24 protein-coding genes are annotated in these 26,386 nt (G+C 71.7%); 12 read left to right on the top strand and 12 right to left on the bottom strand.

Going from position 1 to position 26,386, the window contains the following annotated elements; all coding sequences use genetic code 11:
- Window positions 1-37: 37 nt before the first annotated feature.
- Window positions 38-751, bottom strand: coding sequence for a MerR family transcriptional regulator (locus tag ACWBNA_RS20935; RefSeq protein WP_482705950.1), 714 nt, complete (start codon window positions 749-751; stop codon window positions 38-40).
- Between the two features lie 239 nt (window positions 752-990).
- Between ACWBNA_RS20935 and ACWBNA_RS20930 the strand changes: the two genes are divergently transcribed.
- Window positions 991-2,457 (top strand): amino acid permease, encoded by a 1,467-nt coding sequence (locus ACWBNA_RS20930; RefSeq protein ID WP_482705949.1) that lies wholly within the window; start codon window positions 991-993, stop codon window positions 2,455-2,457.
- 224 nt (window positions 2,458-2,681) lie between these two features.
- On the opposite strand, the gene ACWBNA_RS20925 is transcribed toward ACWBNA_RS20930, so the two are convergent.
- Together ACWBNA_RS20925 and ACWBNA_RS20920 are read right to left on the bottom strand one after the other, a co-directional pair.
- A complete protein-coding gene (locus tag ACWBNA_RS20925; RefSeq protein WP_482705948.1) occupies window positions 2,682-3,602 on the bottom strand; it encodes an arginase family protein in 921 nt (306 codons plus the stop codon).
- An 85-nt stretch (window positions 3,603-3,687) separates the two neighbouring features.
- Window positions 3,688-5,223, bottom strand: a complete 1,536-nt coding sequence (locus tag ACWBNA_RS20920) for a M1 family metallopeptidase (protein ID WP_482705947.1) — start codon at window positions 5,221-5,223, stop codon at window positions 3,688-3,690.
- A 198-nt stretch (window positions 5,224-5,421) separates the two neighbouring features.
- On the opposite strand from ACWBNA_RS20920, the gene ACWBNA_RS20915 reads away from it, so the two are divergent.
- The gene (locus ACWBNA_RS20915) at window positions 5,422-7,374 is read left to right on the top strand and encodes a Xaa-Pro dipeptidyl-peptidase (protein ID WP_482705945.1); all 1,953 of its coding nucleotides are present in this window, start codon (window positions 5,422-5,424) and stop codon (window positions 7,372-7,374) included.
- Complete coding sequence (locus ACWBNA_RS20910) at window positions 7,371-7,568, top strand: hypothetical protein (RefSeq protein ID WP_482705944.1); 198 nt, start codon at window positions 7,371-7,373, stop codon at window positions 7,566-7,568. Before ACWBNA_RS20915 ends, ACWBNA_RS20910 begins: the two co-directional genes overlap by 4 nt.
- A gap of 7 nt (window positions 7,569-7,575) precedes the next feature.
- On the opposite strand, the gene ACWBNA_RS20905 is transcribed toward ACWBNA_RS20910, so the two are convergent.
- Window positions 7,576-8,529 (bottom strand): FAD-dependent oxidoreductase, encoded by a 954-nt coding sequence (locus ACWBNA_RS20905; RefSeq protein WP_482705943.1) that lies wholly within the window; start codon window positions 8,527-8,529, stop codon window positions 7,576-7,578.
- 66 nt (window positions 8,530-8,595) lie between these two features.
- On the opposite strand from ACWBNA_RS20905, the gene ACWBNA_RS20900 reads away from it, so the two are divergent.
- Window positions 8,596-9,618: an oxidoreductase gene (locus ACWBNA_RS20900; protein WP_482705942.1), complete on the top strand. Its 1,023-nt coding sequence runs from the start codon at window positions 8,596-8,598 to the stop codon at window positions 9,616-9,618.
- Between the two features lie 52 nt (window positions 9,619-9,670).
- On the top strand, window positions 9,671-11,311 hold the full coding sequence (locus ACWBNA_RS20895; RefSeq protein WP_482705941.1) for an ABC-F family ATP-binding cassette domain-containing protein: 1,641 nt from the start codon (window positions 9,671-9,673) through the stop codon (window positions 11,309-11,311).
- Here the strand turns inward: ACWBNA_RS20895 and ACWBNA_RS20890 are convergent.
- The 4 genes from ACWBNA_RS20890 to ACWBNA_RS20875 all read right to left on the bottom strand — a co-directional run bounded on the left by ACWBNA_RS20890 (window position 11,308) and on the right by ACWBNA_RS20875 (window position 15,593).
- Window positions 11,308-11,865: a putative glycolipid-binding domain-containing protein gene (locus tag ACWBNA_RS20890; protein WP_482705940.1), complete on the bottom strand. Its 558-nt coding sequence runs from the start codon at window positions 11,863-11,865 to the stop codon at window positions 11,308-11,310. The two genes, ACWBNA_RS20895 and ACWBNA_RS20890, sit on opposite strands and share 4 nt — an antisense overlap.
- Before the next feature lie 82 nt (window positions 11,866-11,947).
- A complete protein-coding gene (locus ACWBNA_RS20885) occupies window positions 11,948-14,350 on the bottom strand; it encodes a Tex family protein (RefSeq protein WP_482705939.1) in 2,403 nt (800 codons plus the stop codon).
- 147 nt (window positions 14,351-14,497) lie between these two features.
- The gene (locus tag ACWBNA_RS20880; RefSeq protein ID WP_252100478.1) at window positions 14,498-14,629 is read right to left on the bottom strand and encodes an LPFR motif small protein; all 132 of its coding nucleotides are present in this window, start codon (window positions 14,627-14,629) and stop codon (window positions 14,498-14,500) included.
- Between the two features lie 94 nt (window positions 14,630-14,723).
- Window positions 14,724-15,593, bottom strand: coding sequence for an SCO6745 family protein (locus ACWBNA_RS20875; RefSeq protein WP_482705938.1), 870 nt, complete (start codon window positions 15,591-15,593; stop codon window positions 14,724-14,726).
- A 125-nt stretch (window positions 15,594-15,718) separates the two neighbouring features.
- Between ACWBNA_RS20875 and ACWBNA_RS20870 the strand changes: the two genes are divergently transcribed.
- Window positions 15,719-16,678 carry a GlxA family transcriptional regulator gene (locus ACWBNA_RS20870; RefSeq protein WP_482705937.1) on the top strand — a complete coding sequence of 320 codons (960 nt, stop codon included), beginning with the start codon at window positions 15,719-15,721 and terminating at the stop codon, window positions 16,676-16,678.
- A gap of 10 nt (window positions 16,679-16,688) precedes the next feature.
- Window positions 16,689-17,324, top strand: coding sequence for a DJ-1/PfpI family protein (locus ACWBNA_RS20865; protein WP_482705936.1), 636 nt, complete (start codon window positions 16,689-16,691; stop codon window positions 17,322-17,324).
- Here ACWBNA_RS20865 and ACWBNA_RS20860 read toward each other — a convergent pair.
- Window positions 17,311-18,066: an enoyl-CoA hydratase/isomerase family protein gene (locus ACWBNA_RS20860; protein WP_482705935.1), complete on the bottom strand. Its 756-nt coding sequence runs from the start codon at window positions 18,064-18,066 to the stop codon at window positions 17,311-17,313. The genes ACWBNA_RS20865 and ACWBNA_RS20860 overlap by 14 nt on opposite strands.
- A 301-nt stretch (window positions 18,067-18,367) precedes the next feature.
- On the opposite strand from ACWBNA_RS20860, the gene ACWBNA_RS20855 reads away from it, so the two are divergent.
- A complete protein-coding gene (locus ACWBNA_RS20855; RefSeq protein ID WP_482706055.1) occupies window positions 18,368-18,877 on the top strand; it encodes an ATP-binding protein in 510 nt (169 codons plus the stop codon).
- A gap of 6 nt (window positions 18,878-18,883) precedes the next feature.
- Here the strand turns inward: ACWBNA_RS20855 and idi are convergent, their stop codons facing one another.
- The 3 genes from idi to galE form a co-directional block, all read right to left on the bottom strand.
- Window positions 18,884-19,477 carry an isopentenyl-diphosphate Delta-isomerase gene (idi, locus tag ACWBNA_RS20850; protein WP_482705934.1) on the bottom strand — a complete coding sequence of 198 codons (594 nt, stop codon included), beginning with the start codon at window positions 19,475-19,477 and terminating at the stop codon, window positions 18,884-18,886.
- A gap of 187 nt (window positions 19,478-19,664) precedes the next feature.
- On the bottom strand, window positions 19,665-20,600 hold the full coding sequence (locus ACWBNA_RS20845; protein WP_482705933.1) for a cation diffusion facilitator family transporter: 936 nt from the start codon (window positions 20,598-20,600) through the stop codon (window positions 19,665-19,667).
- Window positions 20,601-20,752: 152 nt separating this feature from the next.
- The gene (galE, locus tag ACWBNA_RS20840; RefSeq protein ID WP_482705932.1) at window positions 20,753-21,724 is read right to left on the bottom strand and encodes a UDP-glucose 4-epimerase GalE; all 972 of its coding nucleotides are present in this window, start codon (window positions 21,722-21,724) and stop codon (window positions 20,753-20,755) included.
- A 288-nt stretch (window positions 21,725-22,012) separates the two neighbouring features.
- On the opposite strand from galE, the gene ACWBNA_RS20835 reads away from it, so the two are divergent.
- Genes ACWBNA_RS20835 through ACWBNA_RS20820 form a run of 4 tightly spaced genes read left to right on the top strand, consistent with a single transcriptional unit; the run spans window position 22,013 to window position 26,385 of the window.
- Window positions 22,013-23,830, top strand: a complete 1,818-nt coding sequence (locus ACWBNA_RS20835; protein ID WP_482705931.1) for a DUF5941 domain-containing protein — start codon at window positions 22,013-22,015, stop codon at window positions 23,828-23,830.
- A complete protein-coding gene (locus ACWBNA_RS20830; protein WP_482705930.1) occupies window positions 23,827-24,579 on the top strand; it encodes a phosphocholine cytidylyltransferase family protein in 753 nt (250 codons plus the stop codon). The genes ACWBNA_RS20835 and ACWBNA_RS20830 overlap by 4 nt, the downstream gene beginning before the upstream one ends.
- Window positions 24,567-25,628 carry an iron-containing alcohol dehydrogenase family protein gene (locus ACWBNA_RS20825; protein WP_482705929.1) on the top strand — a complete coding sequence of 354 codons (1,062 nt, stop codon included), beginning with the start codon at window positions 24,567-24,569 and terminating at the stop codon, window positions 25,626-25,628. Before ACWBNA_RS20830 ends, ACWBNA_RS20825 begins: the two co-directional genes overlap by 13 nt.
- Window positions 25,606-26,385: a CDP-alcohol phosphatidyltransferase family protein gene (locus ACWBNA_RS20820; protein WP_482705928.1), complete on the top strand. Its 780-nt coding sequence runs from the start codon at window positions 25,606-25,608 to the stop codon at window positions 26,383-26,385. Before ACWBNA_RS20825 ends, ACWBNA_RS20820 begins: the two co-directional genes overlap by 23 nt.
- The last annotated feature ends 1 nt before the right edge of the window (window position 26,386 follow it).

Below are 26,386 nucleotides of genomic sequence, written 5' to 3'. Positions count from 1 at the left end.
GCGGCGGGGGCGAGAAGAGCCGGCGGGCGGCGGCCGGTCAGCGCGTGAGCCACTCCCGCAGCTCTTCCTTCAGCGACCGCTGGAACGTGGTCAACAGCGCCTGCACCACCAGCGGCTGCATATGCGCGGACAGCGACTTCACATCCCGCGCGTCGCGCTCCGCCACCTCCCCGCGGAAGAGCTCCGCCAGTTCGTGGGCCGCCGCCCGCGAGTGCTCCACGAGGACCTTCCGCGACGCGAGGATCGCCTCCTGCGACAGCGGCACGTCGAGCAGCTGGACGCCGAGCCGCAGCAGACCCAGGTCGACCTGGTACGAGCCGCCGTCCGCCCGGACCACGCCCATCGCGGCGAGCCGATCCACGTCCCCGTCGGTCAGCTCCCGCCCCGCCCGCCGCCGAAGCTCCTCCCGGGAGACGGTCTCCACCGTGTCCGGCGCCCAGGAGGTCACCACGGCCCGGTGGATGGCGAGCTCGTGCGCGCTCAGGTCCGGCGGCAGCTGCCGCAGATAGCGCTCGATGGCCGCAAGCGTCATGCCCTGCTGCTGCAACTCCTCGATGAGTGCGAGCCGCGCGAGGTGCTCCCGGCCGTAGTGTCCGACCCGCCGCGCACCGATCGCCGGCGGGGGCAGCAGTCCCTTGGTGCCGTAGAAGCGGACCGTGCGGACCGTGACCCCCGCCCGCGCGGCGAGCTCGTCGACGGTGAGGGTCGGCTCGCCGGCATGCTCTCCGGCATCGGGTGTGTCGGTCGTCATGTGCAGCAGTATCGCTGTCTCACCAATGGTGTGAAACCTCTCGGGCATCGTCGCGATCAGGAGACGGCCACCACCGGAGACGTGCTCGGCTGTGACGCGTGCCACCGCGTGTGAGGTGGTTCCCCGGGGAAGGCGACCCCTCGGTTTGTGCCTGGCGGCACCAGAGAGGGCACGGGCCGAGTCACGTCCGGAACACCCGAGCGAGATCCGCCGGGGCGCACCAGGGAGTGGAACCACCCGTGAGCAAGGACGCCGTGGAATCGGCACAGACCGGCTCCCGCACCGGGGCGGCCTCGACGCCCGCCGACGCGGGCGACGCCGGCTACAGCAAGGACCTCAAGGCCCGCCACGTCAACATGATCGCCATCGGCGGCGCGATCGGCACCGGACTCTTTCTGGGCGCGGGCGGCCGCCTGCGCGACGCGGGCCCCGCGCTCGCGCTCGCCTACCTCGTCTGCGGCGTCTTCGCCTTCTTCGTCGTGAGGGCGCTCGGCGAGCTGGTCCTGTACCGCCCGTCGTCGGGCTCCTTCGTGTCGTACGCGCGCGAGTTCCTCGGCGAGAAGGGTGCCTATGTCGCCGGCTGGATGTACTTCCTGAACTGGTCGACGACCGGCATCGCCGACATCACCGCGATCGCCCTCTACACGCACTACTGGAGCCTGTTCACCGACATCCCGCAGTGGACGCTGGCCCTGATCGCCCTCACGGTGGTCCTGGCGGTGAACCTGATCTCGGTGAAGTACTTCGGCGAGATGGAGTTCTGGTTCGCGATCATCAAGGTCGCCACCCTCGTCGGCTTCATGCTGATCGGCATCTTCCTGCTGGCCACCCGGCACGAGGTGGGCGGCCGCACCCCCGGCACGAGCGTGATCACCGACAACGGCGGCGTCCTCCCGCACGGCGTGATGCCGGTCGTCCTCGTCATGCAGGGCGTGATCTTCGCGTACGCCGCCCTGGAGTTGGTCGGCGTGGCCGCGGGCGAGACCGCCGAGCCGGAGAAGGTCGTCCCGCGCGCGGTGAACTCGATCATGTGGCGCGTCGGCCTGTTCTACGTCGGCTCCGTCGTCCTGCTCGCCCTCCTCCTGCCCGGTTCGGTGTACACGGCCGACGAGAGCCCCTTCGTCACGGTGCTCTCGAAGATCGGCGTCCCGGCGGCGGGCGACGTGATGAACCTGGTGGTCCTGACGGCCGCCATGTCGTCCCTCAACTCCGGCCTGTACTCCACGGGCCGCATCCTGCGCTCCATGGCGATGGCGGGTTCGGCCCCCAGGTTCACCGCCCGCATGAACCGCAGCCAGGTTCCCTACGGCGGCATCCTGCTGACCTGTGCGGTCTGCGTCCTGGGCGTCGGCCTCAACTACCTCATGCCGAGCCAGGCCTTCGAGATCGTGCTGAACGTCGCCTCCCTCGGCGTCATCAGCACCTGGGTGATCATCATGGTCTGCCATCTCGTCTTCGTCCGCCGAGCCCGGGCAGGGCTGCTGGCCCGCCCCTCCTTCCGTCTCCCCGGCAGCCCGGTCACGGAGATCACCACGATCGCCTTCCTGCTGGCCTGCCTCGCCATGATGTGGAACGACCCCGAGGTCGGCCGCAGGACGCTGCTGCTCATCCCCGTGATCGCCGTCCTGCTGGTCGGCGGCTGGTTCGGCATCCGCCGCAGGGTCGAGAGGACGGCGGACCAGGAGCTGGCGGGGTTCACCGAATGACGAATAACGAGGGGCCACTGTCGGTGGCGGCCTCTGTGGTCGCGTCGTGTCGGGCGCCTGTCGTACGGCTGGGAAGCGCCCTGAAAGGGCGCGGGGAACTGCGCGCCCAGCCACGCACGGCCCGTGGGCGCCCACACCGACGCGCCCACCGACCGGTGGGCCTACGGCGAAGCGAGGCGTCCCCGTGACCGTGTACGACCACGGGGACCGAGGCCACGCGGACGTCAGGCCCTAAATGCCTGCACCAGACACTCGGTCAGGCGCGCCGCGACGCTCCCGTCCGGATCCAGCCGGGGATTGAAGATCGTGACGTCGAAGCCGACGGCTCCGGGGCCGGACAGCGCGGTCCGCAGCACGGTCTCCAGCTCGTGCCAGTCGAGCCCACCGGGCAGCCGGTAATCGACCGAGGGCATGATCGTGTCGTTCAGCACGTCGGCGTCGAGGTGGATCCAGTAGCCGTCGGTACCGCCCGAGCCGCCCGCCAGCAGGCCGACCGCGCTGCCCGCCGACCAGCCCGCACCGAGGGCACGCACCTCGTCCAGGTCCATCGCCCGCAGCCCCGTCGGCAGCGGCTGCGTCCCGGCCGCCGAGGACTCCTCCTCGTCGCGGAAGCCGAAGGCGACCACGTCCTCGTCCCGCACCAGCGGCCCCCGGCCTTCCAGGTCGGCCAGGACGGCCGGCCCGCGGCCGGTGGCCAGGGCGAGCTCCATGGACGCCACCTCGCCGGTCGGTTCCGCCGCGGGCTGGTAGAAGTCGGTGTGGCCGTCGAGGAAGAGCAGCCCGTGCCGACCCCGGCGGCGCAGAGCGAGCAGACAGCCGAGCAGGACACTGCAGTCCCCGCCCAGGACCACCGGGAACCGTCCGTCATCGAGGACACCGCCCACCGCCCCGGCCAGCGCGACGGAGTACGCCGCGATGCCGTCCGGGTTGAGGACCCCGGTGCCGGGGTCGCGTCGCGGGTCGTACGCGGGCGGCGCGACCCGGCCCGACCGCACCGCCCCCAGCCCCTCGGCCAGCCCGGCCCCGAGCAGCGCCTGCGGCAGCTCCTCGACCCCGGTCGGCCGCAGCCCCAGCACGGACGGTGCCTCGATGATCGCCACGTCCGGCAAGTCCCGTCGGTCCCGCATGTCCCGTCCGTCCCGCACGTCCGGCACCTCCGCCCGCGGCGCCGGCCGGCGCACGCGTCCGGCGCATGTGCCAACCGTAGACCGCCGGGCAGAACGGGGCTCCTCAGCGACCGTGCTCGAGCTCGTGCCCGCGCTCGTGCCCGTGCCCGTCCTCGTGCACGCCGTTCGTCGCCGCGATCTTCTTCCACGACTTCGGCTGCACGGAAGCCGCCGCGGTCCGGGCCGGGGAGGCGTCCCGTGCCGCGGGCGCCGCCGGCTTCACCGGCTGGAACAGCCAGGTGTCGAACAGCGCGCCCAGCGGCTTCCCGGACACCTGCTCGGCGTACTTCCGGAAGTCGGCGACCGACGCGTTGCCGTAGGCGTACTTCTGCGGCCAGCCCTTCAGGACGGTGAAGAACGCCTCGTCGCCGATCTCGTTGCGCAACGCCTGCAGGGCCAGCGCACCCCGGTCGTAGACGGCAGGGTGGAACTGGTTCTCCGGCCCCGGATCCCCGGGCTTCACCGTCCAGAACGGGTCGTCGGCCGGATGCGAGGCGTACACGTGGTCGGCGAGTTCCTGCGCCGTCCCCTCGCCCTCGTGCTCGGACCACAGCCACTGGGCGTACCGCGCGAAGCCCTCGTTGACCCAGATGTCCTTCCAGCCGGCGACGGACACGAGGTCGCCGTACCACTGGTGGGCCAGTTCGTGCACGACCACGGAGGTGTTCGAGCCGCCCGCGAACTGGCGCGGGCTGTAGAAGGGCCGGGTCTGTGTCTCCAGCGCGTACCCGGTGGTGGTGTTCGGCACGTACCCGCCGAGCGCGTTGAACGGATACGGCCCGAAGTAGCCGGTCAGCCAGTCCGCGATCTCACCGGTCCGCTCGACGCTGGCCCGCGCCGCGCCGTAGTTGTCGCCGAGATCCTTGCTGTAGGCGTTGACGACCGGGATGCCGCTCTCGGTGGTGCCGGTCGTGATGTCGAACCTGCCGACCGCCAGCGTCGCGAGATAGGTGGCCTGCGGCTTGTTGGAGCGCCAGTTGTAGCGGGTCCAGCCGGCGCGTGAACTCGTCGACTGGAGCGTGCCGTTGGATATGGCCTGGGTGCCGTCCGGCACCTGCACGGACACGTCGTAGGTGGCCTTGTCGAGCGGGTGGTCGTTACTGGGGAACCACCACCAGGCCGCCTCGGGCTCGTTGGCTCCGACTCCGCCGTCCGGGGTGCGGTGCCAGCTGGTGAAGCCGTACGCCTGCTTCGACGAGGGCACACCGCTGTAGCGCACCACGACGGTGACGTCGGTGCCCTTCGCGAGCGGGGTCTTCGGCGTGATCTGCAGCTCGTGCTCGCCGGAGGTCGTGAACGACGCTTTCGCGCCGCCCACCCGCACCTCGCTCACGTCCAGCAGAAAGTCCAGATTGAACCGCGACAGGTCCTGCGTGGTGCGGACCAGCAGGGTCGCCGTGCCCTCCAGCTCGTCGGTAGACGGCTGGTACTTCAGCCGCAGGTCGTAGTGCGAGACGTCGTATCCGCCGTTGCCGTAGTCCGGGTAGTAGGGGTCGCCGATGCCCGGCGCACCAGGGGTGAGGCTCGCGGCCGATGCCGGGATCGCCAGCAACACGGTGGCCGCCGCGAGTGCGCCCGGCGCGATGATTCTGCGGTGCACTGAATCTCCAAGTCGTAGGGGCACGAGGTCCGTTCAAAGCCTATTGATCCTCTGTGGGCCCGGGTCTGTCCACGGTCACCGCTGTCACACGAATGCCATTCGGCCGTCATGAACCCACCGCTGAGGCAGGCCCCGTGAGCCTCTTACGCGTCCGGTTGCCCTCTTCTGCACGGGAGTTGACCGATGTACCGTCCGCGCATGCCGATACGCATGCGCTTCACGACCTGGAGACCGCTCGCCACGGCCGCCGTCGCCACCCTGGTGGCAGGCCTCGTCACCCCGATGGCCGCCCACGCCGCCCCACAGGAGAGCAGACCGGTCTACTCGTACGAGAACGCCGTCCGCGAGGCCGTCTGGGTGGACACCGGACTCGACGGCGACAGCGACGGGAAGACGGACCGCGTCGCCGTCGACATCGTCCGGCCGCGCGAACCCGCTCAGCAGGGCCGGAAGATACCCGTGATCATGGACGCCAGCCCGTACTACTCCTGCTGCGGGCGGGGCAACGAGAGCCAGCTGAAGACGTACGACGCCGCCGGCAACGTCGTCCAGATGCCGCTGTTCTACGACAACTACTTCGTGCCCCGCGGCTACGCCTTCGTCGGCGTCGACCTCGCCGGAACCAACCGCTCCGACGGCTGTGTGGACGTCGGGGGACGCTCCGACATCCAGTCCGCGAAGGCCGTCGTCGACTGGCTGAACGGCCGCGCCAGGGCCTACACCAGCCGCACCGGCACCACCACCGCCAAGGCCGGCTGGACCAACGGCAGGACCGGCATGATCGGCAAGAGCTGGGACGGCACCATCGCCAACGGCGTGGCCGCCACCGGCGTCAAGGGTCTCAAGACCATCGTCCCGATCAGCGCCATCTCCACCTGGTACGACTACTACTTCTCCAAGGGCGCCCCGCTGTACGACTCGGGCCCCGACTGGCTGTCCGACTACGTCGACAGCCCCGACGCCCGCGCCAAGTGCGCCGCCGTCCAGCACAAACTCGTCGACGGAGCCCCGCGTACCGGCGACTGGACCCGGCTGTGGAGCGAGCGGGACTACGTCAAAACCGCCTCGAAGGTGAAGGCGAGCGTCTTCCTGGTTCACGGCATGCAGGACCTCAACGTCCGTATGCAGCACGTCGGTCCGTGGTGGGACGCGCTCGCGAAGAACGGCGTCGAGCGCAAGATCTGGCTCTCCCAGACCGGCCACGTCGACCCCTTCGACTTCCGCCGCGCCACCTGGGTCGACACCCTGCACCGCTGGTTCGACCACGAACTCCTCGGCTACGACAACGGCATCGACCGCGAGCCCATGGCCGACATCGAACGCCACCCCGACCAGTGGGTCACCTCCAAGGCATGGCCGCCGCGCGGCACCGCCACCGCGACCCTGCGCCCCGCCGAGGGCAGCCAGGAGGGCGTCGGCACGCTCGGTCTGCGCAAGGGCAGCGGCACCGAGACCTTCACCGACGACCCGCGGCGGAGCGAGACCGACTGGGCGGCGCGGATCGACACGGCCACGCCCGACAAGGCGGGCTTCGTTACCGGCCCGCTCACCCGCGACCTGCGCGTGTCCGGCTCCTCCAAGGTCACCGTCACCGCGACCCCGACCACCTCGACGGCCCACCTGTCCGCCGTCCTGGTCGACCTCGGACCCGACACGATCCGCGACTACGCGGCGAGCGGCGAGGGCATCAGCACGCTCACCGACCGCACCTGCTGGGGCGTGAGCACCACGGGCGACAGCGCCTGCTTCCAGCAGACGCGCGCCAAGACCACCGACGTCGACTACACGGTCGTCAGCCGCGGCTGGGCCGACCTCGGCAACCACGCCTCCGGCACGGGCGTCCCGCTGACCCCGGGCAAGGCGTACACCCTCACCCTCGACCTCGGCGTCACCGACCACGTCGTCCCGGCCGGCCACCGCCTCGCGCTGATCGTCGCGGGCACGGACAAGGACCTCATCGACCCGCCGTCCAGCACCCCGACCCTGACGGTCGACCTGGCCCGTACGACGGCTCGGGTGCCGCTGGTCGGTGGCGCGGCCGCGTTCGCGCGGGCCACCGCGGGCTCAGTGTCCGCCGCCCCCGACGCCCCGGCCCTCGACGGGGTCCAGGCACCGCGCACCGCCCAGCGCGTCCCGCGGGGAGGCCGGTGATCCGCACCCCGCCCCTCGTGACGGCGGCCCCGGCCCCCTCCCTCGTGGCGACCCCGGCCGAGGCCACCGAAACCCCGCCCCGCACCGGCACCTGCGTCCCGCTCAGCCCGTCCCCGCGCGCCCTCGTCCCACTGCTCCTCGACGAGCGCGCCCCGTACCGCCTCACGGCCGGTGAGCCGGGCACCGGCCGCTGAGCCCGCGTCAGGAGGGGGCGGCCAGTGCGGCCGCCTCCTCCGCGCAGCCCCAGGCCACTGTCACCCCCGCACCGCCGTGACCGTAGTTGTGCACCAACACCCGCCCGTCGGACAGGAGTTCACGCTCCAGCCGGACCGCGCCCCGGGCCGGCCTGAGCCCCACCCGGTGCTCCAGCACCCGCGCCCCGGCGATCTCGGGCCGCAGCGCCGCACACCGTCGTACGATCGCCTCCGCCACCGCGGGATCGGGCTCGAGAGACCACTGGTCCTCGTCCGCGGTGCCGCCCAGCACGAGCCGGCCCGGCTGCGGGAAGAAGTAGGCGGTCTCACCGGCGGCGTCCGTGGAGACCAGCCAGGTGCGGATGCCGGGGTTCTCCACGATGACCAGCTGTCCGCGCACGGGACGCACGGACGCGTCCGGCACCAGCTCCCGGGCGCCGAGCCCCGTGCAGTTGACCACGACCGGCGCCCCGACCCCGGCCAGGTCCGACACCGTACGCGTCTCGATCACCCCGCCCGCCACGTGGAACCGCTCCCGCAGCCACGGCAGATGAGTCGACATGTCGACGAGCGGCAGTCGCGCCCACATCCCCGCCCCGGTGTACTCCTCGGCCGTCGCCGCCCGCAGCCCCGGCAGCCGCGCGCCCGCCCACGCCACGGCCCGGTCCAGGTCCGCCTCCCCCTGTACCCCTTCGACCATCCGCACGCCGGTCACCTCGGGAGAGGCCGCCAGCCGCTCGTAGACGTCCAGCGAGCGCAGCGCCCAGGTGCGCGCGGACTCGACCGGCTCGATCGCGTACGGCCACCACAGCGCTCCGGCAACCGCCGAGGTGGTCCGCTCGACCGGGTCCCGGGTCCACACCCGCACCCGGCGGCCGCGCTCGGCCAGCACGAGGGCCGTCGTCAGCCCGATGACGCCGCCGCCGACCACGACGACGTCGTCCTTCAGTTCGCTCGTCACGCGGGGACGTTAGCGGAATATGTCATGCCGTGCTCACATCGGGCCCAGTCTGGGGATACTCACAGCATGTCTGCCGAGTACGCGACCTTCGGCCTGGCACCGGCGATGCGTGCCGGTGGAGTCCTCGCCAACGGTGACTACCAAATCCACCGGGACTTCGTGGACTTCATCGTCGACGGACGCCCGCTGCTCTTCCAGCTCTCCGACCTCGACGCCGTCTCCCCACTCGCCTCCGACGTCCCACCCGCGATCTTCACCGCCCAGGTCCGCAGCCTGCTCCTGGAGGCGGACGCGCCGCTGCCCGGCGGCCGCTACGTCGTCTACGGCTGCCCCGAGTGCGAGGACCTGGCCTGCGGGGCCGTCACCGCCGTGATCGACCGGGACGGCGACGACTTCGTCTGGCGGGACTTCGCCTGGCAGACGGACGAACACGCCGACCTGGAGCTCAACGGCTACCACGGCATCGGCCCGTTCCGCTTCGCGGGCGCCGAGTACCGTACGGCGCTGACCTCCCTCCTGAACACCTCCGCCGACATCCGCCGCCGCCGCGTCCTGCTCATCGGCGCCCGCGTCGCCCTCCTCGCCAAACTCGCCGCCGCCCTGCGCACCATCGGCATCGGCGCCGACATCACCCGTGACGCGCACCACGCCCCCGCCGAGGAGCTGCGTGCCTACGGCGCCGTCGTCTTCGGCCGTGCGATCGGCGAGGAGGAGCGTGCCGCGGTGCGTCAGTCCTTCGATCGGGCCGGTGTCGAGGTGGCCTACGTCGACGGCCTCGCCCCGATCGTCCCCCTCCTCGTCGCCCAGATCGAGCACGCCCTGGACCGCAGTCCCGCGGAACGGCGCCGTCTGACCCGCCTGGTCGCCGCCGACGGCGAGGCGGGCCTCGAGGTCACCTCTGCGTGCCGGGTCCGTCTCACCGCGTACCGCCTCGACCGGCTGTACCGCACCCACACCCACGAACTCTTCGACGGAGTCCTCGAACCCGGCAGCCACCGCCTCGCCCTGGACGCCAGAGCGGTCCGGGGGGAGTCCTTCGTGGTGGCGCGGACCTCGGGGAGTGTGCTGGTGGAGGCGATGGCGCACTGAGAGGAAACCGGGAAGCGGGCCGCCGAGACGGGCCACTATCATCGGCGGTCTGATGACTGCCACCCTCGTCGCCAAGAACCTCGCCGCCGGCCACGGCGACCGCTCCCTGTTCGCCGGGCTCGACCTCGTCGTCGCGCCCGGCGACGTCATCGGGCTGGTCGGAGCCAACGGCGCGGGCAAGTCCACGCTGCTCAGGATGCTCGCCGGCCTCGACGCGCCGGAAGAGGGAGAGCTGCGGCTGTCCCCGCCGACGGCCGCCGTCGGCCACCTGCCGCAGGAGCCGGAGCGACGCCCCGGCGAGACCGTCCGGGACTTCCTCGCCCGCCGCACCGGCGTCGCCGAGGCTCAGCGGACGATGGACGAGGCGACCCAGGGCCTGGTCGACGGGGCGCCGGGCGCCGACGACGCCTACGCGACCAGCCTGGAGCGCTGGCTGGACCTCGGCGGCGCCGACCTCGACGAGCGGGCGGAAGAGGTCGCCGACTCGCTCGGCCTGGCCGTCGACCTGGACCAGCCCATGACGTCACTGTCGGGCGGCCAGGCGGCACGAGCCGGCCTCGCCTCCCTCCTGCTGTCCCGCTACGACGTCTTCCTCCTCGACGAGCCGACGAACGACCTCGACCTGGACGGCCTGGAGCGCCTGGAACGCTTCGTGAGCGGTCTGCGCGCCGGCACGGTCGTCGTCAGCCATGACCGCGAGTTCCTCACCCGCACCGTCACCAAGGTCCTCGAACTCGACCTGGTCCAGCAGCAGATCACCCTCTACGGCGGCGGCTACGAGGCCTACCTGGAGGAGCGCGAGGTGGCCCGCCGGCACGCCCGCGACGACTTCGAGGAGTACGCCGACAAGAAGGCGGCCCTCCAGGACCGCGCCCAGGTCCAGCGGTCCTGGATGGACAAGGGCGTGAAGAACGCGCGCCGCAAGACGGGCAACGACAACGACAAGATCGGCCGCAAGTTCCGCAGCGAGGCCAGCGAGAAGCAGGCCGCCAAGGCCCGCCAGACCCAGCGCATGATCGAACGCCTCGACGTCGTCGAGGAGCCACGCAAGGAGTGGGAGCTGCGCATGGAGATCGCGTCGGCCCCCCGCTCGGGCGCGGTCGTCGCGACCCTCCGCGACGCCGAGGTGCGACGCGACGGCTTCACGCTCGGCCCGGTGTCCCTCCAGATCGACTGGGCGGACCGGGTGGCGGTGACGGGAGCCAACGGCGCGGGCAAGTCGACGCTGCTCGGCGCCCTGCTGGGGCGGGTCCCGCTGGACGCGGGTGCGGCTTCCGTCGGCTCCGGCGTCCTGGTCGGCGAGGTCGACCAGGCCCGCAAGCTCTTCCACGGCACGGAGTCCCTCATGGACGCCTTCAGCGCGGCCGTCCCGGACACTGAGCCCGCCGAAGTCCGCACGCTGCTGGCCAAGTTCGGCCTCAAGGCGAACCACGTCACACGCCCGGCGGCGACCCTCTCCCCGGGCGAGCGCACCAGGGCCGCGCTGGCCCTGCTCCAGGGCCGGGGCGTGAACCTCCTGGTCCTCGACGAGCCGACCAACCACCTGGACCTGCCGGCCATCGAACAACTCGAGTCGGCCCTGGACGCGTACGAGGGCACGCTGCTCCTGGTGACCCACGACCGCCGCATGCTGGACGCGGTCCAGGTGACCCGCCGCCTGGAGGTGGCGGACGGAAAGGTGACGGAGCGCTAGGGCGAGCTGAGACGGCGCGCCAGGCCCGGGTAGTCGACCACGCAGCCGTCCTCGTCGAACTCCAGGTCGCTGCGGAAGTCGCCGGAGGCGAAGCGCAACAGTCCTGGGCGGAGGTGGGTGTAGGTCTGCCGGGACGGCTTCACGTCCAGACCGGGGACCGACACCCACGCCATCAGGAACTCCCGCTCTCCGGGTTCCCGCTGCAGTCCGTGCCGCAGCACCGGCATGGTGTTGGTGAGGGGACACAGCCCGAGGTCGCAGTCGAGGGCCCCGTCGACCTGGGGGATCCGCTCGCCGTTCATGGTCCAGTGGCCCTCGCCGTCGTGGCGCAGGTCCAGGACGCGGGTGCCGTGCGCGGTGGCGGCCTCCACCAGCAGCCGGCGGGTGACGAAGCCGTCGGACGTGTCGAGTGCGTACGAGATCCAGTACGGCTCCGGAGCCGTCCCGACCGCGCGCCCGCGCGCTCTCAGGGCGTCGCCGCGAAGCTCGATCCAAGCGGTCTCGAACCCCTTGCTCTTCGACACTTCCCAGGTGATGACACGCGACGTCGACATGCCATCACCCTACGGACGAAGCGGCCCGGCCTCCCGTGGCTCACCGGGAATCCGGGCCGCGCACCTCAGCGCCTGCCCGTCGTCAGCGCCTGCCCTTCTTCGGGTCGACGAGTCCGGCCTTGCGCAGGGCGTCGGCCATCGCGCTGTTGGCGGGCGGCGCGGCCTGACGCGAGCCGCCTCCGGCACCGCCAACCCCGCCGGCACCGCCGCCACTCCGGTTCTGTCGCTGCTGGGGCGGACGCCCGCCCCGCTGCCGGCGCTCGCCGCCGCCCTGGCCCTGCTGCCGCTCCTGCGGCGCCGCCTCGTCGTCCAGCCGCAGCGTCAGCGAGATCCGCTTGCGCGGGATGTCGATGTCGAGCACCTTCACCTTGACGATGTCGCCCGGCTTCACCACGTCCCGCGGGTCCTTGACGAACGTCTTCGACATCGCGGAGACGTGCACCAGCCCGTCCTGGTGGACACCCACGTCGACGAACGCCCCGAAGGCCGCCACGTTGGTGACCACGCCCTCCAGGACCATCCCGGAGGTCAGGTCGGAGATCTTCTCGACGCCCTCCTTGAAGGTGGCCGTCTTGAACGCGGGCCGCGGGTCGCGCCCGGGCTTCTCCAGCTCCTTCAGGATGTCCGTCACGGTCGGCAGACCGAACGTCTCGTCCACGAAGTCCTGCGGCTTCAGCGAGCGCAGCACACCGGTGTTCCCGACCAGCGAGGCGACCTGCTGCCCGGCCGTCTTCACCATGCGCCGCACCACCGGATACGCCTCGGGGTGGACGCTGGAGGCGTCCAGCGGGTCGTCGCCCCCGCGGATGCGGAGGAATCCCGCGCACTGCTCGTACGCCTTCGGGCCGAGCCGTGCCACGCCCTTCAGCTGGGTGCGCGACTTGAAGGGGCCGTTGCTGTCGCGGTGCGCCACGATGTTCTCGGCGAGGCCGGAGGTGATGCCGGAGACGCGGGCGAGCAGGGGGGCGGACGCCGTGTTGACGTCGACACCGACGCCGTTCACACAGTCCTCCACCACCGCGTCCAGCGAACGCGACAGCTTCACCTCCGACAGGTCGTGCTGGTACTGGCCGACACCGATCGACTTCGGGTCGATCTTCACCAGCTCCGCGAGGGGGTCCTGGAGCCGCCGCGCGATGGACACGGCGCCGCGCAGCGACACGTCCATGTCGGGCAGCTCCTGCGAGGCGAAGGCGGAGGCCGAGTACACGGACGCGCCCGCCTCGGACACCATCACCTTGGTGAGGTTCAACTCCGGGTGCTTGGTGATCAGTTCACCGGCGAGCTTGTCGGTCTCCCGGGACGCCGTGCCGTTGCCGATCGCGATCAGCTCGACCGCGTGCTCCTTCGCCAGGCGGGCCAGCTTGGCGATCGCCTCGTCCCACTTGTTCGCCGGGACATGGGGGTAGATGACGTCGGTCGCCACCACCTTGCCGGTCGCGTCGACCACGGCCACCTTCACGCCCGTACGGAAACCGGGGTCCAGCCCGAGCGTCGCGCGCGTGCCGGCCGGTGCGGCGAGCAGCAGGTCGCGGAGGTTCGCCGCGAAGACGTTCACGGCCTCGTCCTCGGCGGCCGTGCGCAGCCGCAGCCGCATGTCGATGCCGAGGTGCACGAGGAGGCGGGTGCGCCAGGCCCAGCGGACCGTGTCCTGCAGCCACTTGTCGCCCGGACGGCCACGGTCGAAGATCCCGAAGCGGTGCGCCACGATTCCCTCGTACGAGGACGGCCCGGGCTGCTCGGAGGGCTCCTCGGGCTCCAGGACCAGGTCGAGGACCTCCTCCTTCTCGCCGCGCAGCATCGCCAGGGTCCGGTGCGAGGGCAGGTCGGTGAACGGCTCGGAGAAGTCGAAGTAGTCGGCGAACTTGGCTCCCGCCTCCTCCTTGCCCTCCCGCACCTTGGCGGCCAGCCGCCCGCGCACCCACATGCGCTCCCGCAGCTCGCCGATCAGGTCGGCGTCCTCGGAGAACCGCTCGGTGAGGATCGCGCGGGCTCCGTCGAGGGCGGCCTGCGGATCGGCCACGCCCTTGTCGGCGTCCACGAAGGCCGCCGCTGCGGCGAGGGGCTCCACGGCCGGGTCGCCGAGCAGCCCGTCGGCCAGCGGCTCCAGCCCGGCCTCTCGCGCGATCTGCGCCTTGGTGCGTCGCTTCGGCTTGAACGGCAGGTAGATGTCCTCCAGGCGCGCCTTGGTCTCCGCCGCCCGGATCCGCGCCTCAAGCTCCTCGGTGAGCTTGCCCTGCTCGCGCACCGAGTCGAGGATCGCCGTCCGCCGCTCCTCCAGCTCCCGCAGATAACGCAGCCGCTCCTCGAGCGTGCGCAGCTGCGCGTCGTCGAGCATCTCGGTCGCTTCCTTGCGGTAGCGGGCGATGAAGGGCACCGTCGAACCGCCGTCGAGCAATTCCACGGCAGCCCTGACCTGCCGCTCCCGGACGCCGAGTTCCTCGGCGATCCTGCCTTCGATGGACCCTACGAGGGGTGTCGTCACGATCCCGTACCGCCTTCTCCACTGAGGTTGCGCGGCAATTGTGGCAGGTCGCACCGACAGTCGGGGATCAGGGCGGCAACCCGGGCGGGCCGGAAAGGGGCCGCCGCCCGCGGCGCGCCGCCGCGGGCTCGGCGGACGTCCCCCGCCTCAGGCCCGGCGGCTGCGGGTCGAGCTCGACGCACCGCCGAAGAGCCGGGCCAGTGCCCGGAAGGGCAGGGTCACGACGGTGGCGATGGCCCCACCGATCTGGCGCAGTACGTCTGCGATCGCACGGAACACAAGTTTCCCCTTTCATCTCCCGATCACCACGACCGGGGAGGAACGGGTACCTCGACAGCGGCCCGGCATGCTTCTTCGCCGTGCCGCGGGTTGATCAGCGCTTGCCGAGCAGGTCCGCCGGGAAGGCACCGGCGGCGAGCGCGGCGCGGGCGAACCCCGTACCGAGCTCGGTCAGTCGCGCGACGCCCTCGGCGCCCAGATGCTCGTACGGTGCCCGGTCCAGCCGGTCCGTGTCCCGCTCGATCCCCTCGCGCAGCGCGAGGCCCTGTTCGGTCAGCTCGCCGGCCTCGTCGAGCAGCCCGCGCTTGCTGAGCCGCCCGGCCGCCGCGTCCCAGTCCTCGCGGGTCCAGCCGCGGGTGTCGCGCACCCACTCGGGCGTCATGCCCTTGCCGGTGGCCGTATGGGTCACCAGGGCCTCCAGGCCGTCGAGCCCGGCGGACATCAGGGCGGCGAGATGCCCGTCGCCGCGGTGCTCGCGCAGCAGCGTCGCCGCGTGCCAGTACGCCAGGTGCGGCTCCTCGGGGACCGGCAGGTCGGCGTGGGCGGAGTACAGCGGCCGGGCGCTGCGCGAGCAGGCCTCGGCGGCGCGCAGGGCCAGGTGCGCGGCCTCCGCCATCTCCGCGGACGCCACCGTCTCCTCGCCCAGCAGACGGCGCAGTGTCGCGTCGACGGCACGCGCGCGTGCCGCGAGCACCTGCTCGGGGTTTGCCGTCTCCCAGACGGCGGGCACGTGCCGGACCACCAGGTCGTGCTTGTAGTTGTAGAACGCCGCCGTCACCGCGCCGGCCCCGACCGGTCCGAGTGCGGCCGACCGCACCGCGAAGTTGACGGCCCGGGGGTGGGTGACACCGAGCGCGCCCAGCTCCCGGCCGAGGTCGGGGGAGAAGTAGTGCGCGGAGTGCAGGGAGTTGAGAGCGTTGTGACAGCGGCGGCCCGCGCGGGGGTCCAGAGCGGCGGTAGTCATGCCCAGCACGTTACCGACCGGTCGGTATCTGTTCCAGACCCGGACCGTCCCGGCTTCGACCGATGGCAGGAAAGGTGGGGTACTCGTCATTGCGGCCGGATTCCCCGCGCCGAAGAATCGGGTCCATGCCGCAGCGAACCGTCCTGGTCCTTCTCTTCGACGGCGTCCAGAGCCTGGACGTCTCCGGTCCCGTCGAGGTCTTCGCCGGGGCGGAGAACAGCACCCCGGGCACGTACCGCATCCGCACGGCCTCCCTGGACGGCGCTCCGGTGCGCACCTCCAGCGGCCTGACCCTCGTACCGGACGAGACCCTCGGCGAGACACCCGGCCCGCACACCCTCCTCGTCCCGGGCGGCCAGGGCACCCGGAACCCCGACCCGCGCCTGACCGGCTGGCTGCGCGAGTACGGCCCCCGCGCGCGGCGCCTCGTCTCCGTGTGCACCGGCGCGATCCTGCTCGCCGAGGCGGGCCTGCTGGACGGCCGCCGCGCCACCACCCACTGGTCGTACTGCGACAAACTCGCCCGCGACCACCCCGCCGTCGAGGTCGACGCGGACCCCATCTACGTACGGGACGGGCACGTCTCCACCTCGGCGGGCGTCACCTCGGGCATCGACCTCGCCCTGGCCCTCGTCGAGGAGGACCTGGGACGGGACGTGGCGCTCACCATCGCCCGGCACCTGGTCGTCTTCCTGCGCAGGCCCGGGAACCAGGCCCAGTTCAGCGTTCAGCTGGCCGCCCAGACGGCATGGCGCGAGCCGCTGCGGGAGGTGCAGCAGTGGATCACCGAGCATCCCGCCGACGACCTCGGCGTCGAGTCGCTCGCCGAGCGTGCCCGTCTGTCCCCCCGCCACTTCGCCCGCGCCTTCCACGCCGAGACCGGCATGACGCCCGGCCGCTACGTCGACCGCGTCCGCCTCGAACACGCCCGCCGCCTCCTGGAGGACACCGGCGACGGAGTCGAGGAGATCTCGCGCGCCAGCGGCTACGGCACCCCCGAGGCCATGCGCCGCGCCTTCCTCAAGGCGCTCGGCGCCGCCCCGGCCGAGTACCGCCGACGGTTCCGCCCCGCACCCGCCCGCTGAAAGGAAGCAGATGCAGATCGCCATCGTCCTCTTCGACCGCTTCACCGCCCTGGACGCCGTCGGGCCGTACGAGACCCTGGGCCGCCTCCCGGACGCGGAGACCGTCTTCGTCGCGGAGCGGACCGGTCCCGTGCGCACCGACACCGGCACCCTCGCCCTCACCGCGGACCGGACGCTCGCCGAGGTGCCGAGCCCCGACATCGTGGTCGTACCCGGCGGTCCCGGCCAGACTCCGCAGATGGAGAACGGCACCCTCCTGGACTGGCTGCGCACCGCCGACGCCACCAGCACCTGGACGACCTCCGTGTGCACCGGCTCCCTGCTGCTCGCCGCCGCCGGACTCCTCGAGGGCCGCCGAGCGACCTCGCACTGGCTGGCGCTCGACTTCCTGAGGCGGTTCGGGGCCGAGCCGACGGGGGAGCGGGTCGTCTTCGACGGCAAGTACGTCACCGCGGCCGGCGTCTCCTCCGGCATCGACATGGGCCTGACGCTGCTCGGCAGGATCGCGGGCGACGAACACGCCCAGGCGGTACAGCTGCTGACGGAGTACGACCCGCAGCCGCCCTACGACGCGGGATCCCCGCACAAGGCCCCGGCGCACCTCGTCGAGGAGTTCCGCGCCAAGAGCCGCTTCATCCTGACGTAGGCACGTTCCATGTGAAGCGCGGCTGCCTGCGCTCCAGGAACGCGGCGACCCCCTCCGCGGTGTCGCCGCTGCCGCGCGCCTGCCCGGCCCAGTACGCGTCCCGGTCCGCGAGCCCGCCCGCGAACTCCTTCGCCGCCGCCTGCGTCAGCTGCGAGCGGGACACCAGGATCCGGGTGAACTCCACCACCCGCTCGGCCAGCTCGCCCGCGGGCAGCACCTCGTCCACCAGGCCGCTGCGCAGCGCCCGCTCGGCGTCGATCAACTCGCCAGAGAACAGCAGATACTTGGCGGCGGCCGGCCCCACCAGCGACACCAGCCTCCGGGTCGAGGAGGCCGGATACACGATCCCGAGCTTCGCCGGCGTCACGCCGAACAGCGCATCCTCCTCGGCGAACCGCAGATCACACGCGGCCGCCAGCTGCGACCCGCCGCCCACACAGTGCCCCCGGACCGCCGCGAGCGTCGGCTTCGGGAAGGCGGCGAGGGCCTCCTCGGCGCGCACGGCCAGCCCCTGCGCCTCCTCCGGCGACCCCCGGAGGGTGGAGATGTCGGCCCCCGCGCAGAACGTCCCGCCCTCACCGGTCAGCACCAGCGCCCGTACGTCCGGATCGGCGGCCAGCGCGTCCAGCAGCGGCGGCAGCGCCCGCCACATCGCGGACGTCATGGCGTTGCGCTTGGCCGGATGGTGGACGACGACGGTGGCGACCGAGTCGGCGACGGTGTGCAGTAGCTGCGGCTCCATGCGCCGGATGCTATCCGCCCAGGCCGGCGGGCCGATCAAGAAGGGTCCTCATGTGAAAGCAGCGTGTGAAAGCGGCAGGCGGGATGAATCGGATAAGGATGCCGTCAAACCCGTACAACCCGAATAGTTCGCGAAGTCGGCGAGAAGGGGACGAGAGTGGTCCCACAACTGACCGTGTCATACGCCAACAGTCAGAACCGCTCGATAATCGCTGACTTCTGTTCAGTTCTCAGGGGCGGAGCGACTCTTTGCCAACACTCGACATGTGGTGACAATCGAGCGCAAGGGTGGCGACCGGACGATGGAAGACCATGGGCGCGGGCCCGCCCCACGCCCAGCAGGCGGCACGGACGAGCCCCTTGAGCCGAGTCCGCCGGATCCGTTGCCGTACGAGGGTGTGTGGCGGTTCACCGCTCCCGCCGTCGACGCCTCGGTCCCGCAGGCGCGGCACGCGGTGCGTGACCTGCTGTACCGCCAGGGAGTGCCGGTCTCGGAGGACCTGGTGCAGGGGCTGCTGCTGATCGTCTCGGAGCTGGTCACCAACGCGGTGCGGCACGCGGCGCTCCTGTCGCCGACGCTCGCCGTGGAGATCGCCGTCGGCGCGGACTGGGTGCGGGTGTCCGTGGAGGACAACCATCCCTACCGGCCGACCGCGCTGGAGGCCGACCACGGCCAGACCGGCGGCCGCGGTCTCCTCCTGGTGCGCGAGATCACCCGGGAGGCGGGCGGGGTGTGCGACGTCGAGCACACGGCGAGCGGCGGGAAGGTGATCTGGGCCGCCCTGCCGCTCAAGCCCACGAGGGTGCCGTAGGGCCGCTCACCAGCCGGCGGACGGGCCCGTCAGCTCGCCGACAGCGGGGCGGGCCGCGTCCAGGACCGTCATGAACCAGGACGAGAAGGTGTCCTTCGCGTGCCGCTCCGCCAGTTCGGCGGGCGTCACGAAGGCCGTCGCACCGACCTCCTCCGGGTCCGGCCGCAGCGGGGACTGCACCAGGCCGACGAAGAGGTGGTTGTACTCCTGCTCGACCAGGCCCGAGGCCGGGTCGGGATGGTTGTAGCGGACCGTGCCCGCCTCGCCGAGCAGCGAGGGGGAGACACCCAGCTCCTCGTGCGTCCGCCGGGCGGCCGCCGCGAAGGGCGCCTCACCGGGGTAGGGGTGGCCGCAGCAACTGTTGGACCACACGCCGGGGGAGTGGTACTTGCCCTGCGCCCGCTGCTGGAGCAGCAGCCGGCCCTGCTCGTCGAAGAGGAACACCGAGAAGGCGCGGTGCAGCTGTCCCGGCGGCTGATGGGCGGCGAGCTTCTCCGCGGTGCCGATCGTCACACCGTTCTCGTCGACCAGTTCCAGCAAGATCCCGTCCGCGGTGCCGTTCGACGAACTGTGCGTCGCGGTGGCAGGTGTGATCGGCATACCCATCCTTCGCATTGGTCTTCGCGCCCCAAGTGTGCCGTACGAAACCGGCTCCCCCGGCAGTTGATCGTGCCCGGCGCGGCGGCCGTGGAACCGTCCGGGGCGGGGCTGTGAGCATGAGGACGCGGCCGTCCACCGGACCGATGCGTTCCGTCCGAACCCCGGTTTCAGTGTCCGAACAGGTGTCTCAGTGGCACAGTCGCGCCTCGTGCTGCGCGTGGCCGATCGGCTCCAGCTGGAAGGTGCAGTGCTCCACGTCGAAGTGGTCGCCGAGGCAGCCCTGGAGCTCATGGAGCATCTTCTCGTGGCCGATCGCGTTCAGCACGTCGGAACGCACGACCACGTGCGCGGACAGGACCGGCATGCCGGACGTGATGGTCCACGCGTGCAGGTCGTGGACGTCCTCGACGCCGTCCAGCGCCAGGATGTGGGCCCGCACCTCGGCGATGTCGACGTCCTTGGGCGCCGCCTCCAGCAGGACGTCGAGCGTCTCGCGCAGCAGCTTCCAGGTGCGCGGCACGATCATCAGACCGATGACGAGCGAGGCGATCGGGTCGGCGGCCTGCCAGCCCGTGGTCAGGATCACCACCGCCGAGATCAGCACCGCGACCGACCCCAGCGCGTCCGCGGCCACCTCCAGGAAGGCGCCGCGCACGTTCAGGCTGTCCTTCTGGCCGCGCATCAGCAGCGAGAGCGACACCATGTTCGCGACCAGGCCGATCGCGCCGAACACGATGGTCGGTCCGCCCTCGGTGCCGGCGGGCGTGATGAACCGCTGGATCGCCTCGTACAGGACGTATCCGCCGACCCCGAGCAGCAGCAGGCAGTTGGCGAGGGCGGCGAGGATCTCGGCGCGGGCCAGTCCGAAGGTGCGCCGGTCGCTGGGCGGGAGGCTCCCGAAGTGGATCGCGAGGAGCGCCATGCCGAGGCCCAGCGCGTCGGTCGCCATGTGCGCCGCGTCGGCGACCAGCGCCAGCGAGTCGGCGACCACGCCTCCGATGATCTCGACCACCATCACGCCGAGCGTGATGGACAGGGCGACCCGCAGCCTCCCGCGGTACGCGGCGGTCGCCGTACCCGCCGGCGGACCGTGCGTATGCCCGTGATCGTGCCCAGCCCCCATGAAAAGCGCCTCCTGTATTCCGCCCGGAAGCACAGTGAACTACGGGCGGGGGGTATGGGGCAACGCGGCACTGAACACCGTTGTCATGTGCTCTGACCTGCAGAAACGATCCGCAGGTCAGAGCTTCGGCGATCCCTCGCGACGCGTGGGACTCACCCGCCGTGGTGCCGCAGCCACCCCTGCCACGCCGACTCGACCATCTCGCGCACCCCGCGCCGGGCCGTCCAGCCCAGCTCCCCGGCGGCTCGCGCGGCCGAGGCGACCGCGCGGGGCGCGTCCCCCGCACGCCGGGCCTCGACGAGCGGCTGTCGACGGTCGCCGCTCACCTCACCGATGACCGTGATCAGTTCCCGTACGGAGACACCCTCGCCGCGACCGATGTTGACCGTCAGATCACCGGGAGTGGCGTTCTCGGTCAGCCGCCGGGCCGCCGCGAGGTGGGCCTCGGCGAGATCCGCGACATGGATGTAGTCACGGATACAGGTGCCGTCCGGCGTCGGATAGTCGTCGCCGAAGATCCGCGGGGCCTCGTCACGGGTGAGCCGGTCGAAGACCATGGGGACGATGTTGAAGACTCCCGTGTCCGCCAGCTCCGGCGCGGCCGCCCCGGCGACGTTGAAGTAGCGCAGGCACACGGTCGAGATGCCGTGCGCCCGGCCGGCCGCCCGCACCAGCCACTCCCCGGCGAGCTTGGTCTCGCCGTACGGGTTGACCGGGGCGCACGGAGTGTCCTCCGTGATCAGATCCACCCCGGGATTGCCGTAGACGGCCGCCGACGAGGAGAAGAGGAAGCGGGTGATTCCGGCCTCGGCGGCCGCCTCCAGGAGCGTGGCCAGACCGCCCACGTTCTCCTGGTAGTAGCGCGTCGGCTGCGCCACCGACTCGGCGACCTGCTTTCGGGCCGCGAGATGCACCACGCCCGTCACCTTGTGCTCGGCGCACACCCGCTTCAGCAGGTCCGCGTCCAGCGACGAGCCGCGGACGAGCGGGACGTCCGCCGGGAGCCGTGCGGGCACGCCGGCCGAGAGGTCGTCCAGGACGAGGACGCGCTCACCGGCGCCGGTCATGGCCCGCGCCACATGTGCCCCGATGTACCCGGCGCCGCCGGTGATCAGCCATGTCATGGTCGCCCACCCTATGCCGCGGCCCCGGCGCCAGGCGCAATGTCCCGGATGCCCGGTCTGGGAACCCAAGTTTGTTTGCGGGGCCCGCAATCACCGATGATGATCGCGGCGAAGGCCGGTGGAGACGGTGTTGATCTGCCCGTGAACGGGCGGTGAACGCGGCCTTCCGGGGATCCGATAGCCTCTGCCGACACGCCGCCCAACTGGTGCAGCCGCGCCACGCCAAGGGGCGCCCCCACCATGCACATGCCCGGCGCCCACGCGTCGGCACTCAGGGAGTGAGTTCGGTTGTCGACCGCCATCCTCACCGGTCAGCCGGTCCCCGGATCGTCGATCGAGGGCGATCTGCGGTCCCTCGGCTTCGACGTCCGCAACGCCGCCGACACCACCGACGCCGAAGCGCTCCTCGCCCAGGTACCGGCTGACCAGCGGGTCGCCGTGGTCGACGCCCGTTTCGTGGGCCACGTCCACGCGCTGCGCCTCGGCCTCACCGACCCCCGCTTCCCGCTCGCCGCGGTTCCGGGCGCGGTGACCGCCCAGCCGGCCGGCCGTCAGGCCCTGACCCGGGCCGTGGCCCGCGAGAACTCCGCGGGCGGCGGTACGGCCGGTGGGGGTGCCCCCGCGCTGGGAGATGTCGACAGCCTCGCCGACCGCATCGTCACCGCCCTCGCCGCCGAAGGCACCGACGTGCACCGCCCCGAACTCGGCAGCCTGGTCGCCGCGGTCCCCACCGACCCGCAGGCCGGCAACGAGGCACGGCAGGCCGTCGCCGCCGTCGACGACGAGGCCGTACGCCTGAAGTCGGCCGTCAAGGCCCGCGACGGCTTCTTCACCACCTACTGCATCAGCCCGTACTCCCGCTACCTCGCCCGCTGGTGCGCGCGTCGGGGCCTGACCCCCAACCAGGTCACCACCGCCTCCCTGATCACCGCGCTGATCGCGGCGGGCTGCGCGGCCACCGGCACGCGGAGCGGCTACATCGCCGCCGGCGTCCTGCTGATCTTCTCCTTCGTCCTGGACTGCACGGACGGGCAGCTCGCCCGCTACTCCCTGCAGTACTCGACGCTCGGCGCCTGGCTGGACGCCACCTTCGACCGGGCCAAGGAGTACGCCTACTACGCGGGCCTCGCCCTCGGAGCCGCCCGCGGCGGTGACGACGTATGGGCCCTCGCCCTCGGCGCGATGGTCCTGCAGACCTGCCGGCACGTCGTGGACTTCTCCTTCAACGAGGCCAACCACGACGCCACTGCCAACACCAGCCCCACCGCCGCCCTCTCCGACAAGCTCGACAGCGTCGGCTGGACGGTGTGGATACGCCGGATGATCGTCCTGCCGATCGGCGAGCGCTGGGCGATGATCGCCGTCCTCACGGCCGTGACCACGCCTCGCATCACCTTCTACGTGCTGCTCATCGGGTGCGCCTTCGCGGCGACCTACACGACGGCCGGCCGGGTGCTGCGGTCGCTGACGCGGAAGGCCCAGCGGACGGACCGGGCCGCGCAGGCGCTGGCGGACCTCGCGGACAACGGGCCGCTCGCCTCCCTCGTGGCGCGCGCCACCCGCGTCCGCCTCGGCGCCCCGCTGCTGGTGGCGCTCGCGGGGACGGCCGTCCTCACCGTGGCCCTGTTCTCCGGCGTCACCTGGGCGCCCGTCGTGGGTGCCCTCGTCTACGCCAACGCCGCCGGTCAGGCGCTGTACCGCCCCCTCAAGGGCGCCCTCGACTGGCTCGTCCCCCCGCTCTTCCGCGCCGCCGAATACGGCACCGTCCTCGTCCTGGCGGCCAAGGCGGACGTGAACGGGGCCCTTCCTGCGGCTTTCGGCCTGGTGGCGGCGGTCGCCTACCATCACTACGACACGGTGTACCGCATCCGCGGCAACGCCGGAGCGCCGCCGGCCTGGCTGGTGCGCGCCCTCGGGGGGCACGAAGGGCGGACGCTGCTCGTCACCGTTGTGGCCGCGGTGCTCTCCGCCTCGCAGTTCACGGTCGCGCTCACGGTTCTCGCCGTGGCCGTTGCCCTCGTGGTGCTCGTCGAGAGCATCCGCTTCTGGGTGGCCGCCCACCAGGGTGGCGCGCCCGCCGTACACGATGAAGGAGAACCCGCATGATCGGCCTCGTGCTGGCGGCCGGCGCCGGACGGCGTCTGCGCCCCTACACCGACAGCCTTCCCAAGGCGCTGGTGCCGGTGGGGCCCGCGGGCATAGAGGGCGAACCCACGGTTTTGGACCTGACCCTCGGCAACTTCGCCGAGATCGGTCTGACCGAGGTCGCGATCATCGTGGGCTACCGCAAGGAAGCCGTGTACGAGCGCAAGGCGGCCCTGGAGCAGAAGTACGGCCTCAGGCTCACCCTCATCGACAACGACAAGGCCGAGGAGTGGAACAACGCCTACTCCCTGTGGTGCGGTCGTGACGCCCTCAAGGACGGCGTGATCCTCGCCAACGGCGACACCGTCCACCCGGTCTCCGTCGAGAAGACGCTGCTCGCGGCCCGTGGCGAGGGCAAGAAGATCATCCTCGCCCTCGACACGGTGAAGTCCCTGGCCGACGAGGAGATGAAGGTCGTCGTCGACCCCGCCAAGGGCATGACGAAGATCACCAAGCTGATGGACCCGTCCGAGGCCACCGGCGAGTACATCGGCGTGACCCTCATCGAGGGCGACGCCGCCCCGGAGCTGGCCGACGCGCTGAAGACGGTCTGGGAGACCGACCCTCAGCAGTTCTACGAGCACGGCTACCAGGAACTGGTGAACCGCGGCTTCCGTATCGACGTGGCGCCGATCGGCGACGTCAAGTGGGTGGAGATCGACAACCACGACGATCTCGCCCGTGGACGGGAGATCGCGTGCCTCTACTGACCCGGCTCATCCCCGCGCCGGTCGTCGTGGACATCCGCCCGGGTGCCCTGGACGACCTGGTCGGGGTCCTCGCCGACGAACGCATCTCGCACTCCGGCAGGCTCGCCATCGCCGTCAGTGGCGGCTCCGGAGCCAAGCTGCGCGAGCGCCTCGCCCCCTCGCTGCCCGGCGCGACCTGGTACGAGGTCGGCGGCGGCACCCTCGACGACGCGGTCCGGCTGGCGAGCGACATAAAGGCCGGCCACTACGACGCGGTCGTCGGCCTCGGCGGCGGCAAGATCATCGACTGTGCCAAGTTCGCCGCCGCGCGCGTCGGCCTCCCGCTGGTCGCCGTACCGACGAACCTCGCGCACGACGGCCTGTGCTCGCCGGTCGCCACCCTCGACAACGACGCGGGCCGCGGCTCCTACGGCGTCCCGAACCCGATCGCCGTCGTCATCGACCTCGACGTCATCCGCGAGGCACCGGTGCGCTTCGTACGCGCCGGCATCGGCGACGCGATCTCCAACATCTCCGCGATCGCCGACTGGGAACTCGCCAACCGCGTCAAGGGCGAGAAGATCGACGGCCTCGCCGCGGCGATGGCCCGGCAGGCCGGTGAGGCCGTGCTGCGGCACCCGGGCGGCATCGGGGACAACGACTTCCTCCAGGTGCTCGCCGAGGCGCTGGTCCTCAGCGGCATCGCGATGTCGGTCTCCGGCGACTCCCGCCCCTCCTCCGGGGCGTGCCACGAGATCAACCACGCCTTCGACCTGCTGTTCCCCAAGCGGGCGGCCGCCCACGGCGAGCAGTGCGGACTGGGCGCGGCGTTCGCGATGTACCTGCGCGGAGCCCACGAGGAGTCGGCCTACATGGCCGAGGTCCTGCGCCGGCACGGGCTGCCGGTGCTGCCGGAGGAGATCGGCTTCACGGTGGCCGAGTTCGTCCGGGCCGTGGAGTTCGCCCCGGAGACCCGTCCCGGCCGCTACACGATCCTCGAACACCTCGACCTCAAGACCGAACAGATCAAGGACATCTACGCCGACTATGTCAAGGCCATCGGTAGCTGAACTCCGACCGGTCGTCCACCCCGCGGGGGTGAAGGACCGGCGCAGCGGTGAGCACTGGATGGGACGCCTCTACATGCGTGAGGTGTCCCTGCGGGTCGACCGCTATCTGGTCAACACCAGGGTCACGCCCAACCAGCTCACGTACCTGATGACCGTCTTCGGTGTCCTCGCGGCCCCGGCACTCCTGGTGCCGGGGATCTGGGGGGCCGTGCTCGGTGTGGTGTGCGTCCAGATGTACCTGCTGCTGGACTGCGTCGACGGCGAGATCGCGCGCTGGAAGAAGCAGTACTCCCTCGGCGGGGTCTACCTGGACCGGGTCGGCGCCTACCTGACCGATGCGGCCGTGCTCGTCGGCTTCGGCCTGCGCGCGGCCGACCTGTGGGGCTCCGGGCGCATCGACTGGCTCTGGGCCTTCCTCGGCACACTCGCCGCTCTCGGCGCGATCCTGATCAAGGCCGAGACCGACCTGGTCGGTGTCGCCCGCCACCAGGGCGGCCTGCCGCCCGTCAAGGAATCGGCGTCCGAGCCCCGCTCGTCCGGCATGGCACTGGCCCGCAGGGCCGCCGCGGCGCTGAAGTTCCACCGCCTGGTGCTCGGGATCGAGGCGTCCCTCCTCATCCTGGTCCTGGCGATCCTGGACACCGTGCGGGACGACCTGTTCTTCTCCCGCCTCGGCGTCGCGGTGCTGGCCGGCATCGCACTCCTGCAGACCCTGCTGCACCTCGTGTCCATCCTCGCGTCGAGCAGGCTGAAGTGAG

Source organism: Streptomyces sp. Q2 (assembly GCF_056820935.1).
The sequence above is the reverse complement of the archived record's forward strand: the minus strand, read 5'-3'. Positions and strand labels throughout refer to the sequence as shown.

What these genes read in the sequence shown, in the direction of transcription:
- ACWBNA_RS20845 (WP_482705933.1), bottom strand. Translation starts at nt 20,600, where the DNA reads ATGGGGGCTGGGCACGATCACGGGCATACGCACGGTCCGCCGGCGGGT.
- ACWBNA_RS20870 (WP_482705937.1), top strand. Translation starts at nt 15,719, where the DNA reads ATGCCGCAGCGAACCGTCCTGGTCCTTCTCTTCGACGGCGTCCAGAGC.
- ACWBNA_RS20820 (WP_482705928.1), top strand. Translation starts at nt 25,606, where the DNA reads ATGTCAAGGCCATCGGTAGCTGAACTCCGACCGGTCGTCCACCCCGCG.
- ACWBNA_RS20890 (WP_482705940.1), bottom strand. Translation starts at nt 11,865, where the DNA reads ATGTCGACGTCGCGTGTCATCACCTGGGAAGTGTCGAAGAGCAAGGGG.
- ACWBNA_RS20855 (WP_482706055.1), top strand. Translation starts at nt 18,368, where the DNA reads ATGGAAGACCATGGGCGCGGGCCCGCCCCACGCCCAGCAGGCGGCACG.
- idi (WP_482705934.1), bottom strand. Translation starts at nt 19,477, where the DNA reads ATGCCGATCACACCTGCCACCGCGACGCACAGTTCGTCGAACGGCACC.
- ACWBNA_RS20935 (WP_482705950.1), bottom strand. Translation starts at nt 751, where the DNA reads ATGACGACCGACACACCCGATGCCGGAGAGCATGCCGGCGAGCCGACC.
- ACWBNA_RS20830 (WP_482705930.1), top strand. Translation starts at nt 23,827, where the DNA reads ATGATCGGCCTCGTGCTGGCGGCCGGCGCCGGACGGCGTCTGCGCCCC.
- ACWBNA_RS20895 (WP_482705941.1), top strand. Translation starts at nt 9,671, where the DNA reads ATGACTGCCACCCTCGTCGCCAAGAACCTCGCCGCCGGCCACGGCGAC.
- ACWBNA_RS20915 (WP_482705945.1), top strand. Translation starts at nt 5,422, where the DNA reads ATGCCGATACGCATGCGCTTCACGACCTGGAGACCGCTCGCCACGGCC.
- galE (WP_482705932.1), bottom strand. Translation starts at nt 21,724, where the DNA reads ATGACATGGCTGATCACCGGCGGCGCCGGGTACATCGGGGCACATGTG.
- ACWBNA_RS20860 (WP_482705935.1), bottom strand. Translation starts at nt 18,066, where the DNA reads ATGGAGCCGCAGCTACTGCACACCGTCGCCGACTCGGTCGCCACCGTC.
- ACWBNA_RS20865 (WP_482705936.1), top strand. Translation starts at nt 16,689, where the DNA reads ATGCAGATCGCCATCGTCCTCTTCGACCGCTTCACCGCCCTGGACGCC.
- ACWBNA_RS20875 (WP_482705938.1), bottom strand. Translation starts at nt 15,593, where the DNA reads ATGACTACCGCCGCTCTGGACCCCCGCGCGGGCCGCCGCTGTCACAAC.
- ACWBNA_RS20900 (WP_482705942.1), top strand. Translation starts at nt 8,596, where the DNA reads ATGTCTGCCGAGTACGCGACCTTCGGCCTGGCACCGGCGATGCGTGCC.